This is a genomic window from Rudaea sp. (assembly GCF_047601565.1).
Taxonomy (GTDB): Bacteria; Pseudomonadota; Gammaproteobacteria; order Xanthomonadales; family Rhodanobacteraceae; genus Rudaea.
In genome coordinates this window covers 3,933,422-3,947,420 of sequence record NZ_JASGIY010000001.1, presented here as the reverse complement: position 1 = coordinate 3,947,420, position 13,999 = coordinate 3,933,422, and the positions used below count along the sequence as shown (strand labels likewise).

Annotated in this window: 11 protein-coding genes; 6 read left to right on the top strand and 5 right to left on the bottom strand. The window is 66.2% G+C overall.

Going from position 1 to position 13,999, the window contains the following annotated elements:
* Window positions 1-275: 275 nt before the first annotated feature.
* From QM741_RS17650 to QM741_RS17635, 4 genes are all read left to right on the top strand, one after another.
* Window positions 276-962, top strand: a complete 687-nt coding sequence (locus QM741_RS17650) for a response regulator transcription factor (RefSeq protein WP_415208937.1) — start codon at window positions 276-278, stop codon at window positions 960-962.
* 181 nt (window positions 963-1,143) lie between these two features.
* The gene (locus tag QM741_RS17645) at window positions 1,144-2,463 is read left to right on the top strand and encodes a sensor histidine kinase (protein ID WP_415208936.1); all 1,320 of its coding nucleotides are present in this window, start codon (window positions 1,144-1,146) and stop codon (window positions 2,461-2,463) included.
* Window positions 2,464-2,575: 112 nt separating this feature from the next.
* Window positions 2,576-3,598: an L-threonine 3-dehydrogenase gene (gene tdh, locus QM741_RS17640; protein WP_415209156.1), complete on the top strand. Its 1,023-nt coding sequence runs from the start codon at window positions 2,576-2,578 to the stop codon at window positions 3,596-3,598.
* 144 nt (window positions 3,599-3,742) lie between these two features.
* On the top strand, window positions 3,743-5,263 hold the full coding sequence (locus QM741_RS17635; RefSeq protein WP_415208935.1) for a hypothetical protein: 1,521 nt from the start codon (window positions 3,743-3,745) through the stop codon (window positions 5,261-5,263).
* On the opposite strand, the gene QM741_RS17630 is transcribed toward QM741_RS17635, so the two are convergent.
* Entirely contained in the window at window positions 5,244-6,680 is a 1,437-nt protein-coding gene (locus QM741_RS17630; RefSeq protein WP_415208934.1) for a hypothetical protein, read from the bottom strand. The two genes, QM741_RS17635 and QM741_RS17630, sit on opposite strands and share 20 nt — an antisense overlap.
* 109 nt (window positions 6,681-6,789) lie before the next feature.
* Here QM741_RS17630 and kbl point away from each other — a divergent pair, with 109 nt between their 5' ends.
* On the top strand, window positions 6,790-7,980 hold the full coding sequence (kbl, locus tag QM741_RS17625) for a glycine C-acetyltransferase (RefSeq protein WP_415208933.1): 1,191 nt from the start codon (window positions 6,790-6,792) through the stop codon (window positions 7,978-7,980).
* Between the two features lie 24 nt (window positions 7,981-8,004).
* Here kbl and QM741_RS17620 read toward each other — a convergent pair whose 3' ends face one another.
* From QM741_RS17620 to QM741_RS17610, 3 genes are all read right to left on the bottom strand, one after another.
* Window positions 8,005-9,171 (bottom strand): hypothetical protein, encoded by a 1,167-nt coding sequence (locus QM741_RS17620; RefSeq protein ID WP_415208932.1) that lies wholly within the window; start codon window positions 9,169-9,171, stop codon window positions 8,005-8,007.
* 2 nt (window positions 9,172-9,173) lie between these two features.
* Window positions 9,174-9,776 (bottom strand): glutathione S-transferase family protein, encoded by a 603-nt coding sequence (locus QM741_RS17615; protein WP_415208931.1) that lies wholly within the window; start codon window positions 9,774-9,776, stop codon window positions 9,174-9,176.
* A gap of 114 nt (window positions 9,777-9,890) precedes the next feature.
* Window positions 9,891-11,063, bottom strand: coding sequence for an acyl-CoA dehydrogenase family protein (locus tag QM741_RS17610; RefSeq protein WP_415208930.1), 1,173 nt, complete (start codon window positions 11,061-11,063; stop codon window positions 9,891-9,893).
* A gap of 207 nt (window positions 11,064-11,270) precedes the next feature.
* On the opposite strand from QM741_RS17610, the gene QM741_RS17605 reads away from it, so the two are divergent.
* Window positions 11,271-12,095, top strand: coding sequence for a polysaccharide deacetylase family protein (locus tag QM741_RS17605; RefSeq protein WP_415208929.1), 825 nt, complete (start codon window positions 11,271-11,273; stop codon window positions 12,093-12,095).
* An 18-nt stretch (window positions 12,096-12,113) separates the two neighbouring features.
* On the opposite strand, the gene QM741_RS17600 is transcribed toward QM741_RS17605, so the two are convergent.
* Window positions 12,114-13,961 (bottom strand): hypothetical protein, encoded by a 1,848-nt coding sequence (locus QM741_RS17600; RefSeq protein WP_415208928.1) that lies wholly within the window; start codon window positions 13,959-13,961, stop codon window positions 12,114-12,116.
* Window positions 13,962-13,999 lie beyond the last annotated feature (38 nt).

Sequence of the window (13,999 nt, the reverse complement as noted above, 5' to 3'; positions counted from 1 at the left end):
CAGGTTACGGTAATCGGGGCAGTAGCTTTGAGCCCAAGCGAGGTGCGTTCCCCCCAATGGCGCCTCCTTGGGCTTTTTTATTGGGCGTGCATTTCAGCCGTCGCCCCTGATGGCGAAGATCACGAAGCGGCCATCCCTGGCCGCGCTTCTCGACGACAACGGCTTTCTACCAGCTTCGGGTCAGGGCTCGGCGTTTGCGGAACTCCGTGCGTCGTGCGGCGATCCAATCGCGACCGACCGAGCAATTCGGACGCCATACGGGTAAGCTAGGACACATGCGCATACTGGTCATCGAAGACAACAGCGACATCGCCGCGAACATCGGCGACTATCTCGAGGAAAAAGGCCATACGGTCGACTTCGCCGGCGACGGCGTCACCGGCCTGCATCTGGCCATCTCGCACGATTTCGACGCGATCGTGCTCGACCTCACCTTGCCCGGCATGGACGGTCTGGAGCTCTGCCGCAAGCTGCGCCAGGAGGCGCGCCGGCAGACCCCCGTATTGATGCTCACCGCGCGCGACGCGCTCGACCAGAAGCTCACCGGCTTCGATTCGGGCGCCGACGACTACATGGTGAAACCGTTCGCGCTGCAGGAACTCGAGGCGCGCCTGTCCGTGCTCGCGCGCCGCGGCAAGGGCATACAAAGCCGCATCCTGCAGGTGGCCGACCTCACCTACAACCTCGACACGCTGATCGTCACGCGCGGCGACAAGAGCATCCAGCTCAACCCGATCGGGCTCAAGCTGCTGCAGAACCTGATGGAGTCGAGTCCCTCGGTCGTCACCCGGCAGGAACTCGAAACGCGCGTGTGGGGCGAGGAATTGCCCGACAGCGATTCGCTGCGCGTGCATATCCACGGCCTGCGCGCGGCGATCGACAAGCCGTTCGACAAGGCGCTGATCCAGACGCGCCACGGCATCGGCTATCGCATGGTCGATCCCGACGCGGCGGCGAATTGAAGTCTTCGAAATCGCGCGCATATGTCTCTGACCTTTCACCTCTCCCTGCGGGAGAGGTCGGCGCGCAACGCACGCCGGGTGAGGGTTCGGAGTTCTCGCAACGTCGCAGCCAGCCCGGACCCTCATCCGGCGCTTCGCGCCACCTTCTCCCGGAGGGAGAAGGGACAGTATGCTTTCGCGCATGAAGCCCGCGAAATTCCGCCGCCGGCTGCGCAGCCGTATCATCATCTCGTTCGCACTGTTCGGGTTCGGGCTCACGGCGTTGTTCGCCGTGGCGACGCTGTATATGCGTGCGCGGCTCGAAGATCAGTTGGTCAACAATGATCTACAGCGCATGGTGACGAACTTCGTCGATTTCAAAAGAGAACATAGAAACGACGACGAGCCTTGGAAGATCACTCGCTATGACCCTTGGATTTGGGGCGCTGCAAAATTCGCCAACGTGCCGTTCGAATGGCGCCAGTTCGACCAAACCGGTGTGTACGAAATCGAAAAGCCGGGCTCCGAAGGAAAGCTGCGTCCCTTCAAGGTTGCCGTTTACAAGGATGACGAATACTGGGCGATGTTGTTCTATGACGTCAGCACCCAGAAGCTTTCAGAAAGGCAGCTTTTTACCTCGCTCACATTCGCGGTATTGCTGTTCGGTATTCTGGCGCTGCTGATCGGCCGCTGGCTCTCGCGCCGCGTGATGAGCCCGGTCACCGATCTGGCGCAGCGCATCCGCACCCTGCGTCAGACCCGCAAACCCGAGCCGCTGGGTCCGCATTTCGCCGACGACGAGGTCGGCGAGCTCGCCGTCGCGTTCGACGACTACGCCAAACGCCTGACTTCGATCGTCGTGCGCGACCGCGATTTCAACGCCGACGTCAGCCACGAGCTGCGCACGCCGCTCGCGGTGATCTCGGGCACGACCGAGCTGCTGCTCGCTTCCGACAAGATCGACGACAAGATTCGCGAACGCCTCAAGCGCATCGAGCGCGCGGCGAAGCAGTCGACCGAATTGACCAATGCACTGCTGCACCTGTCGCGCAGCGAGCGCAGCGCGCCGAACGACGGTGAAACGACGGATGTCGCCAAGGTTGTCGAACAGGTGATCGACGTCTACCGCTCGCACATCGGGCGCAAGCCGATCGACGTGCATCTCGAGGTCGAGCAGCCGATCGAAGTGGTCGCGCCGTCGTCGGTGATCGCCGTGGCGCTTGGCAACCTGATCGGCAACGCGTTCAAGTACACGCAGAAGGGCGACGTCATCATCACGGTCGGCGCGAAGCGCGGCGTCGTCACGGTCGAGGACTCGGGCCCCGGCATCAAGCAGGAGGACGCGGACAAGCTGTTCCAGCGCGGGGTGCGCGGCGAGTCCTCGGAGGGCACGTCGGGCGCCGGACTCGGTCTCGCCATCGTCATTCGTCTGTGCGAGCTCTACGACTGGAAAGTCTCGCTCGCGCCACGCCCGCAGGGTGGTGCCGTCGCCACGCTCGATTTCCGCCTGCGCGCATCGTAGCGGTTCGGTTCGTCAGCGAACACGCCGGATGCGTGGCAAGACGCTGGCTCGATTCCGCACGCGATATAATCGCGCACCTCTTTCGGGACGTATCCCTATGGCACAAGCCACGATGAAGGCGCTGGTCAAGCGCGAAGCCGGCAGGGGCATCTGGATGGAACAGGTGCCCCTGCCCGAAATCGGCCCCAACGAGGTGCTGATCAAGCTCGAGAAGACCGCGATCTGCGGCACCGACCTGCACATCTACAAGTGGGACGAGTGGTCGCAGCGCACGATCAAACCGGGCCTCGTCATCGGCCACGAGTTCGTCGGCCGCATCGTCGATATCGGGCCCGGCGTGCGCGGCTACGCGATCGGCCAGCGCGTTTCGGCCGAAGGCCACATCGTCTGCGGCGTGTGCCGCAACTGCCGCGCGGGCAGGCAGCATCTGTGTCCGCACACGGTCGGCATCGGCGTGAACCGCAACGGCGCGTTCGCCGAGTACATCGCGATGCCGGCGTCGAACCTGTGGCCGGTGCCCGACCCGATTCCGTCCGAGCTTGCCGCGTTCTTCGATCCCTACGGCAACGCCGCGCACTGCGCGCTCGAGTTCGACCTGATCGGCGAGGACGTGCTGATCACCGGCGCCGGCCCGATCGGCATCATCGCCGCGGGCATCGCCAAGCACATCGGCGCGCGCAACGTCGTCGTCACCGACGTCAACGACTACCGCCTCAAGCTCGCCGCCGACATGGGCGCGACGCGCGTGGTCAACGTCTCCAAGCAATCGCTCAAGGACGTCATGGCCGACCTGCACATGGAAGGCTTCGACGTCGGCATGGAAATGTCGGGCAATCCGCGCGCGTTCGGCGACATGCTCGACTGCATGTACCACGGCGGCAAGATCGCGATGCTCGGCATCATGCCGAACGGCGCCGGCATCGCCTGGGACAAGGTGATCTTCAAGGGCCTCGTGCTGCACGGCATCTACGGCCGGCGCATGTACGAGACCTGGTACAAGATGACGCAGATGCTGCTGACCGGATTCCCGCTGCAGAAGGTGTTGACGCACCAGATCCACATCGACGACTTCCAGCGCGGCTTCGACCTGATGGATGCGGGCGCTTGCGGCAAGGTCGTCTGCTCCTGGAACTGAGCGGCCGCTGGCTCTAGAAATCAAAAGACTGAACCACGAAGGACACGAAGAAAAAGCCGAATTCCGGTTTTCGCCCTGCGCGGCTCCCGATCTTTTCTCGTTCTTCGCTTCGTGTCCTTTGCGGTTCAAGCTCTTGCTTGCATGATGAAACCGTTTTGCCTGTCGCTGCTGCTCGCCTGCGTGCCCGCACTGGCGCACGAGGCGCCTGCGTGCGTCGGGCAATGCGGCTACGAGGCCGAGCCCGTGCTCGACGCGGCGGCGGTCGCCGAACCCGCGTTGCTGAGCGGGCCGAACTTCGCGGTCGACCCGAAAGCGCCGGTCGGCGGCTACATGGCGCGCTTCTCGGTCACGACGTCCTGGGGTCCGCTCACGGCGGATAGCGCGCAGCTGCTCGCGATCCGCGTCGCCGAGGTTCCGGCGATCGAAGCGCTCGACCGCGCCACGCGCAGCGGCGCGTTCGCGCATGCGCTCGCCGAGCGCGGCAGGAGAACGGGTACGGCGATCGCCAATGTCGTGCGCCATCCGGTCGATGCGGTCGTTGGCCTGCCGATGGGCGTGGTGCGCTATTTCAAGAAGCAGATCGACATGTGGGCGGGCCGCGCGCAGGCCGTCAGCGACCGTTCCGCGCGCATCATGGAGAACAAGGGCGATCCGTTCCGCGCGCCCGCCGGGCCGATGACCGCGGGCCGCGACGTGCCCGCCGACGCGGCTGTGAGCGCCAATGCCGAGGCGCATCGGCCCGACCGACCCGACGCCCTGGGTTACGTCGGGGTGGATGCGCCGCCGGTCGATGCGGGCGATGCGCAAGGCATTCCGCCGCCGCCCGCCGAGCCGCCGGAGAAGGAAAGCCACGCCTGGTATGCGCGCCTCGGCCGCGACACCGGTCGCGAAGTGAAGCGTTATCTCAAGTACAGCGCTTCGCGCAACGAGATCGCGAAAAGGCTGGGTTTCGATCCGGGCACTTCAAACCCTTACATCGTCGAGCGCCTGAACTCGCTCGCCTGGGCCGCGACCTGGGGCAACTTTTCGGCGGGCGAGGCGCTTGGCCAGATCGACGGTATCGCCGCGGACGTGATCGTCGATTCGGGCATGGTCAACGAATTCGTGCTCAACCACACGCCCGAGCAGATTCGCGAGCGCAACCGGAAACAGTTGCTTACCGTGTGTAGCGACGAGTTCGGCATCCGCCAGTTTCTCAGGCGCGGCGGTTTCAGCGACACGACGCGCACGCAACTCGTCGATTCGCTGGTCGCGATCGCGCCGGAGGAAGGTTGCAACGAACTGCTCGAACTCGGTGCGACGACGCGCGGCGAAGTCGAGGCGAGATTCCTCGTCGATGCGCTGTCGCAAATCCGTCGCTACCGGCCGGATGCGCGCGGCGGCAAGCTCGTCGTCGCCGACGCGGCGCTGGCCTACGTCGCGCGCGACCGCAGACTGCTGCTGCCGTTGCCGCTGGATTACTTGAGCTGGACCGCCGACATCGCCGGGTTCTTCGATCGCGCCGAGTTCGGGAGCGCGGCCGACAAGACCGTGCTGATCGGCGGCGAGGCTTCGGCGCTGGCACGACGCAAACTCGCCGCACGCGGCTGGCATCTGGTGCTGCGCGCACCGTTCGCCGGAGCGCCGAAATATCCGCCCGGCGAATTCACCCGGACGGTGCGCTGAGCGCGCGCGGTGACGCTTCGATCTTGTCGAGCTGGTCCTCGTAGTAGGTACCGCCCGAGGCGAAGATCAGGAAATTGCGTGCTGCCTTGTGCGCGCCGGCGTCGGCATCCGCGTCTCGCAACGTGTCTTCGGCGGCGGTCGTGAACAGGCGCTGCACGTTCTGCCGATTGGCCTCGTATTGCGCGCGCAGGCGCCGGAACAGCGCGGTCTTCTGCGCCGAATCGAGGGCGCGTACCTGCGTCGCGGCCTGCGCGCGCAGTGCCGACAGCGCGGCGTCGGCCGATGTGGGGGCCGGGTTCGGCGGCGTGAAATGCAACTGCCCGAACGTGTCGCGATAGTTGCCCTCGCTCGTGTTCCAGACGATGCGCTCGCCGCCGCGCAGCAGCGCATCGCCGGGCGCGCTGGCGCTGAAGCGGGTGACGCGGCCGATGTCGTCGAGCATGTCGGCCGCAACGTCGGCCCACTGCTTGTTCGCATGCGCGATCAGGCGCGGCAACAGGTCGCCCCACCACGGCATCGCCAGCAATGGCAACAGCGAGAGCAGCCACAGCAACAGGCCGGACTGCCCGGTCAGCAGGCCGATGCCGATGCGGAACACGAACACGCCCGGCACTGCAAACAACACTGAGATGATCAATCCGAACGCGAAGTATCCGGATCCGCGGCGTGCGTCCTCGACGATTTTCGCCGGTACCGGCGCTTCCGGGTGCTGCGGATCGTAGGCCAGCGGAACGGTCTCGACCTTCGTCGTCCAGCTTGCCAGCGCGATGTCGAGCGGATGGTCGCTCGCTTCGCGCAGCGCGCCGAGCGCGGTGGCCGGCGGCGGTTTGCCGAGCATGAACGTGTCGTGCGGCGGATGCGCGTTCAGCCAGTCGAACGCGGCGCGGCCCACGCGCATCTCCGGCACGGCGAACCCGTTCGCGTCACGCTTGAACGAGAACGGCACGCCCGGCATCAGCGTGTGCCAGTCGTCGAAGCGGAAGAAGTCGCTGAACTGGAAACGGTTGCCGCAGAACGCGCGCTGCATCGGCGCACCCCAGTCGCCGGCGTATTCGACGACCATGCACGGCGAAATCCTGCTCCACGGCTGCCAATACAATTTTCCGTTCGGCAGCGCGGACGGATCGAATTCGAGCGCGGTCCAACTTTCCACGACGTGGCCTTCGGCGCGCGCGGTGAACGGCGCGTAGCGGCGCGCGTCGAGCAGCGGCTTCGGCCCGGCGGTCCAGGCACCGGCGAGGAAGATGCCGCCGAACAGAAGCAGGAATCCCGAGAACAGCCCGAGCACCGGCGCGGCGACGAATCCCGCGAGGTTGCCGAGGATCAGCGAGCGCAGGTTGTGCACGAAACCCGCGCCTTGCGAGGGCGCCGGCACGGCTGCTTTGTCCCGTTTTCCATCGACTGCGGTCTTGCGCATCAGGCACCCCCTACGCCGACTGCCCCGATTATTGCGCTTTTCGCGTCCATCGCGCACGTGCGGGCGCCGCAGCCGATAGAATGGCGACCCGCCACGAGGAGATCGAGCCATGACCTACGCCGCGCGCGCGCGCCTTGCCGCCGAACTCGACTCGATCCGCGACGCGGGCCTGTACAAGACCGAGCGCGTGATCGCGACGCCGCAGTCGTCGTCGATCCGCACCGCAGACGGACGCGAAGTGCTGAACTTCTGCGCGAACAACTATCTCGGTCTCGCCGACAACGCCGAAATCATCCAGGCGGCGAAGGATGCGCTCGACACGCACGGCTTCGGTCTCGCCAGCGTGCGTTTCATCTGCGGCACGCACGACCTGCACAAGCGGCTCGAAGCGACGATCGCGAAGTTCTTCGGCACCGACGACACGATCCTGTATACCTCGTGCTTCGATGCCAACGGCGGACTGTTCGAGACCATTCTCGGCGAAGACGACGTCGTCATCTCCGATGCGCTCAACCATGCCTCGATCATCGACGGCATCCGCCTGTGCAAGGCCGAACGCCGCCGCTATGCGAACGGCGACATGGCCGAACTCGAAAAGCATCTCGCCGAAACCCAGGGCAAACGCACCCGCCTGATCGCGACCGACGGCGTGTTCTCGATGGACGGCTACATCGCCAAGCTCGACGAGATCGTCCGCTTGAAGGAGAAATATGGCGCGCTGCTCATGGTCGACGACTCGCACGCGACCGGCTTCGTCGGCCCGACCGGGCGCGGCTCGGCCGAACTGCACGGTGTGATGGACAAAGTCGACGTGTTCACCTCGACGCTCGGCAAGGCGCTCGGCGGCGGCTCCGGCGGGTTCACCACAGGCCGCCAGGAAATCATCGACCTGTTGCGCCAGCGTTCGCGTCCGTACCTGTTTTCGAACACGCTGCCGCCGCCGCTCGTGGCCGCGTCGATCAAGGTGTTCGAGATGCTGTCGTCGAGCACGGCGCTGCGAGACAAGGTCGACGACAACGCGCTGTATTTCCGCAAGCGCATGCTCGATGCCGGCTTCGACATCCGACCCGGCACGCACCCGATCGCGCCGGTGATGCTCGGCGACGCCAAGCTCGCGCAGGAGTTCGCAAAGCAACTGCTCGACGAGGGCATCTACGTGATCGGCTTCTTCTATCCGGTCGTGCCGCAGGGCCAGGCGCGCATCCGCACGCAGATGAGCGCGGCGCATACGCACGAGCAGATCGACCGCGCGGTCGCCGCGTTCGTCAAGGTCGGGCGCAAGCTCGGCGTGGTCCGGTAACCCGCGCGTTCGGAGCGGGCCCGCTCAGAAGCCGTAGCTGGCGTACACGCTCCACGTATAGGGCGGCAATACGTTGGTCACGGCGCAATCGCCGCCGGTGGCGGCGTTGCTGCCGCGATCGAGTGGCCATTGGGTCAGGAACGGCACCTTGCGGCCGGTATTCTTCATCGCCACGACCAGGTTCTCTGCGGATACCGGATCGTCGTAGTACGTCTCGGCGACGATCACCGGCGTATCGCGCCAGCCGAGCGAACCGCTGGAGTCCTCGCTGCGCAATGCCTGGTCGAATTGGGTGAACTTGACGGCCTCGTTCGCGCTCGCATCGCCGTAGACGTCGATCGCGAACGTCGCCGGGTAGCGCGGATTGCCGCCGCCGATATCGTAGACGTAGCGCATGTGGCGCACGCGCGAGCGCATGTCGTCCGCGTCGTCGTCGGTCAGCGAGGAGAAGCCGATCGTGTCGGCGCTGCCGTAGGCGGCGTAGTAGTTCTGCCAGAGCTGCCGCACGGCGTGGCTCCAGCTCGAGTTGTTCGGATATTTCCACGGATTCGAGATGATCGGCAATTCCGAATCGCGCGGCGCGGCCTCCACGCCGAGGTCGATCAGATAGGACAACTGCGCGTTCGCCACGGCAGGTCGGATGGCCTGGATGAAGTTCCAGTATTCGCCGACCAACGAGGGATCGAAATCGGAGTTCGGCGGATAGATCGTGCCGACCGGAAAGAAGCGGAACAGCACTTCGCGGAATCCGGCGGCCTTGACGTCCGTCATGAGGTCGGCGGCGTTCTGCGCGGCGAGGGCGACCGCGGCGGAGTCGCTCGAATCCACGACCGTGCCCGAGGACGTGCCGTGCGCGAAATACACGCCCAGGCTCAGGCGCGCCATTCCCGCGGCGTACATTGCGGCCAGTTGCGCCTGCACTTGCGAGCGCACCCCGGCGAGATGATAGTTCGGCACGATGCCGTAGGGTTCGCGCTCGCAATCCGCTCCGAGCGCGTACCAGAGGAAATTGCTGCCGCCACGCAGCGGGCCCGCGTAGGGAATCGGACGCGGCGAAGGGTGCTCGCGCGGCACGATGGGCAGCCGCGGCGCAACGGTGGCGGCAAGCGCGGTGGAGCCCGCGAGAAGGGATAGCGCCAACGTCGCCGCCGCGCGCCGTAGCAACTCGCTTGTCACCTTGCCGACGAACATGCTCAGGCTTCCATGCGCACGAAGCGCGGCTGCGCACGCACGCGCGAAAGCCACGCGCAGACGGCGGGCCAGGACCCGAGATCGAAGCCGCCGTCCGCCGCGCAGTGCGTGTATGCGAACAGGGCGATGTCGGCGATCGTGTAGCCGTCGCCGACGAAAAATTCACGCCCGGAAAGATGCTTTTCCATCACGGCCAGCGCCTGTTTGCCGCGCTCGACCAAGCGCGGCAGCTCTTCGCGGCGCGCATGGTCGGCCGGCAGCCAGCGGCAGATGAAACGCGCGACGGCGATATACGGCTCGTGGCTGTACTGTTCGAAGAACATCCATTGCAGCGCCTGCGCGCGCAGCCACGCGTCGCCCGGCAGATACGGCGTGCCTTCGGCGAGAAAATTCAGAATCGCGTTCGACTCGGCCAGCAAGCGGCCGTCGTCGAGTTCGAGCAGCGGCACCTTGCCGTTCGCGTTCCTGGCTAGGAATTGCGGCGTGCGCGTTTCGCCGCGCGCGCTGTCGATCTCGACCCAGCGGTACGGACGCTGCAACTGCTCGAGCAGCAACTGCACCTTGTAACAGTTGCCGCTGGATTTCATGCCATAGACGGTGACCACGCCCAGCCTCCTTTCCGATCAATTTTGCGCGCCGTACGCGGCGCCGTCGAGAGGCGTCGCCTCAGGAGGCAAGGTCTTTCTTCCCTTCTCCCACCGGGAGAAGGGAAACAAAAGCTAGAACGCGTTGATGTCGGTCACCTCGCGCCCGACCACGAGCTGGTGCACGGTCTCGGTGCCTTCATAGGTGATCACGGATTCGAGATTGAGCGCGTGGCGGATCGGGCAGTGCTCGGTGGTGATGCCGGCGGCGCCGAGGACGTCGCGGCATTCGCGCGCGATGTCGATCGCCATGCGGCAGTTGTTCCATTTCGCCAGACTGACCTGGGTCGGCTGCATCTTGCCGGCGTCTTTGAGCCGGCCGAGCTGCAGCGAGAGCAGTTGCGCCAGCGTGATCCGCCGCGCCATGTCGGCGAGCTTGATCTGCACCGCCTGCGTCGCCGCGATCGGGCGCTGGAACAGCATGCGGTTCTTGGCGTATTCGGTCGTTTCGGTGAAGCAGGCGATCGCCGCACCGATCGGGCCCCAAGTGATGCCGTAGCGCGCCTGGGTCAGGCAGCCGAGCGGGCCCTTGAGGCCTTTCACGTTCGGCAGGCGGTTGGAATCGGGCACGCGCACGTTGTCGAAGAACAGGCCGCTCGTCACCGAAGCGCGTAGGCTCATCTTCTTGTGCACCTCTTGCGCGGCGAAACCCTTGGTACTCGTGGGCACGATGAAGCCTTGGATGCCGTCGTCGGTCTGCGCCCAGACGATCGCGATATGAGCGAGATTGCCGTTCGTGATCCACATCTTGGCGCCGTTGATGACCCAATCGCCGCCGTCCTTCTTCGCGTTCGTCTTCATGTTGGCCGGATCGGAACCGCCGTGCGGCTCGGTCAGGCCGAAGCAGCCGATGACCTTGCCCTGCGCCATCTGCGGCAGCCAGTGCTGCTTCTGCTCTTCGCTGCCGTAGGCGTAGATCGGATACATGCACAGCGAGGACTGCACCGAGGCGAAGCTGCGCAGGCCCGAGTCGCCGCGCTCGAGTTCCTGGCAGATCAGGCCGTAACTGACGCCGTTCATGCCGGCGCAGCCGTACTCGGCCGGCAGCGTGGCGCCGAGCAGGCCGAGCTCGGCCATCTCGGGGATCAGTTCGGTCGGAAAACGCGCCTTGTCGAAGCAGTCGCCGATGATCGGCAGCACGCGCTCGTCGGTGAAGCGCGCGACGGTGTCCTGCACCATGCGTTCCTCTTCGCTGAGCAGCGAGCGGACGTCGTAGAGATCGGCGGGATTGAGGGCGGCGGCAGGCATGAAAACTCCGGAAGCGGAAATTGAAAGGACCGGCGAACCGTTCGCGCCGAGCGCTGGCTCGAAGAGCCGAAGCGCGGCTTCGACTTCGCGCGCTCCGCGAGCTACGCTCAGCACGAACGTCCAAGAGGCTCCCTGACAAGGGATGCCGACATCCTGCTATTTTATGAGTCTGCCATTGGTCGAGTCACCAGCCAGGTTTGTCACAATATGAAGGTACCAATTCTCACCTACCACTCGACCAACATCTTCGGCAACGACTACGGCAGCAACGATCACGTGGCGCTCGCCGAAGACCTGCGCACGATCGCACGGCTCGGCCTGCGCATCGTCTCCGCGGCCGAGGTCGTCGATGCGCTGCTCGGCGAAGCGCCGTCGTCCAGCGTCGAGGGCGCCGTCGCGCTGACCTGCGACGACGGCTCGTACTTCGATTGGTTCGACATGGAGCATCCGCACTACGGCGCGCAGCGCGGCTTCGCCGGCATTCTGCGCGATTTCACCGCGACGGCGGGCATGCGCGCGCAGATGACGAGCTTCGTCATCGTTTCGCCGCAGGCGCGCGCCGTGCTCGACGTCACCTGCATGGCCGGCCGCGACTGGTGGCGCGACGGCTGGTGGCGCGAGGCGGCGCGAGAAGGCGTCATCGCGATCGAGAACCACAGTTGGGACCACAACCACCCCACCTTGCCGTACACCGCGCAGCGCGAGCAGAACAAGGGCACGTTCAAGAACGTCGACAGCCATGTCGATGCCGATGCCGAAATCCGTGCCGCGGCCGATTGGCTCGATGCGCATCTGGCGCCGTGCCGCAGCACGCTGTTCGCCTATCCCTATGGCGAATGGAACGACTATCTCGTGCGCGAGTACTTGCCGCGGTACGTGCACGAACACCGTCTGCGCGCCGCGTTCACCGGCGAGCCGCATCCGGTCGAGGCGAACGTCGATCGCTGGTTGCTGCCGCGCTACGTCTGCGGCAATCACTGGAAGACGCCGAGCGAACTGGAAGGGCTGCTGCGCGACGCCACCGCTCGATGAGCATGGCAATCCGTTTCCCTACGGCGCTTCGATGACGACGATGTCGAGATCGTAGGCCGGCTCCTTGATTGCGATATTCCAATCCACCGCCGCATCGCCCGCGCACCCATCGCAGGTGTAGAACAACTGGTCGCCGACTTCGTAGACGAGCCTGGCGGCACGCCCGTCCGCGCGTGCCGTGCCGATCGCGGAGGAGGCGATTCCGGTCAGCGAAACCACGTCGCCCGCCCGCGCGGCGAACGTCCACACCTGCGGTTCCGAGCGCAGCGCCTCCGGCACTACCTGCATGCGGCGCAGTTCGGTGCGTCGCGTTCCTGCGGCCGGACCGACGGGACGAACGCGCGAGTAGATCGCCATGCCGGCGATGGTTTCGTCCGGCGCGATCGCCGTCTTCGCCGTCGCGGCCTGTTCGATGCCGAGGCGATGTTCGCCGGCCTCGCCGCTGCCGCGAAAACGCACGTCGGGCCATTTCCCGCAGGCCACGCGCAGCGGTATCGCGAAGGCGGCTTCCATGAGCGTCGCCAGACGCCCGTGCAGGGTCGTTGGCGCACAGCCGATCGCGCCGAGCGCATCGACCCTGCGCGCCGGAAAGAAAGCGACCGGAATCGTCGTGTAGCGCTCGCCGCGCTGGGTCGCGTCGACGTAGGGGTTGGCGTCGGGCATGACGCGCAGCGAGTGGATGTCGCGCAACAACACGCCGAACGTCGCCAGCGACAGCGCGACCTGCACCGCCAGCGCCGTACCGCCGAGCGCCCGGCGCCACGGCGGCGGCGGCGACAGCCAGCCGTACCAGCCCAGGGCGAAGACGAAGGCCAGCGTCGGCAGCGCCGATTCGACCATCCAGATCGGCACGCTCGCGCGCACGAGCACGAGGAAGGCGCACTGGAACGACAGCAGCGCCAGCGCGATCGCGAACCCGCGCCGCAACGTGCGCGGCAGCAGCGCGACGCCCGCCAGCGCCAGCGCCAGACAGGCGCAGTACAGGCTCCAGGCGAGGCGCACCGTCGGCAGCTTCCACGACGTCATCAGCATCAGGCCCGACCATTCGCCGTTGACGAACAGCGCCGCCACGAGGCGCGCGAAGCGCACCAGTGGAGCGACCGCGAGATCGTGGCTCGCGTAGGTTTCGGCGGTCTTGCGCATGCCCGCCGCGAGCGGCTGCGGATCCAGACACGGCGGCAGCAGCGACAGCACCACCACGCACGCGGAGAGAGCCAGCAACGCCAGCGCGCGCCAGCCGCGATGCCGCCACAGCAGCGCCAGCCCGGCGATCAGCACCCATGTCGCCGTGGTCGGGTGCGCATGCACGCACGCCGCCGCGGCGAGGCCGAACAGCACGGCGCGCCCCGCGGTCAGCGCATCGCGGCAATGCCACGCGGCCAGCGCGAGCAGCAGCAGGGTCGTCTCGACCACGGCGGGATGGCTGGGAAAGATCAGCGGCGCGATCGCCCAGCCCGTCGCCGCGATGGCGGCCGCGAGCGCGAAACCGAAGCGCTCGTCGAGCAGGCGCGTGCCCAGATGCAGGGCGAGGAAATATTTCAACGCCGCCAGCACCTGTATCCAGGCCGCAACGACCGCGATGCGGCCGCTCAAGCGCATCGCCGGCGCGAGCACGTAATACCACCACGGCCCCAGTTCGACGAGCTGGTAGATCGGCGGTCCCGACCACGGCAGGCGCTCGCCGTAGGCGATCGCCGTGGCCCAGTAGACGTCGCGGCGGAAATCCACCACGCCCGCCGAGTTGAAGCCGGCGGCGACGTGCAGCGCGAGCATCAGCAAACAGAACGCCCAGCCGGCGATGCGCCAGCCGCGCAGACCGGGCGCGGAAGCGGGCAGGGTCGAAGCGCGAAGAAGGGGATTCGGCATCGGGCACGGGCGAAAAGTCGCCGCATCCTAACCGATTC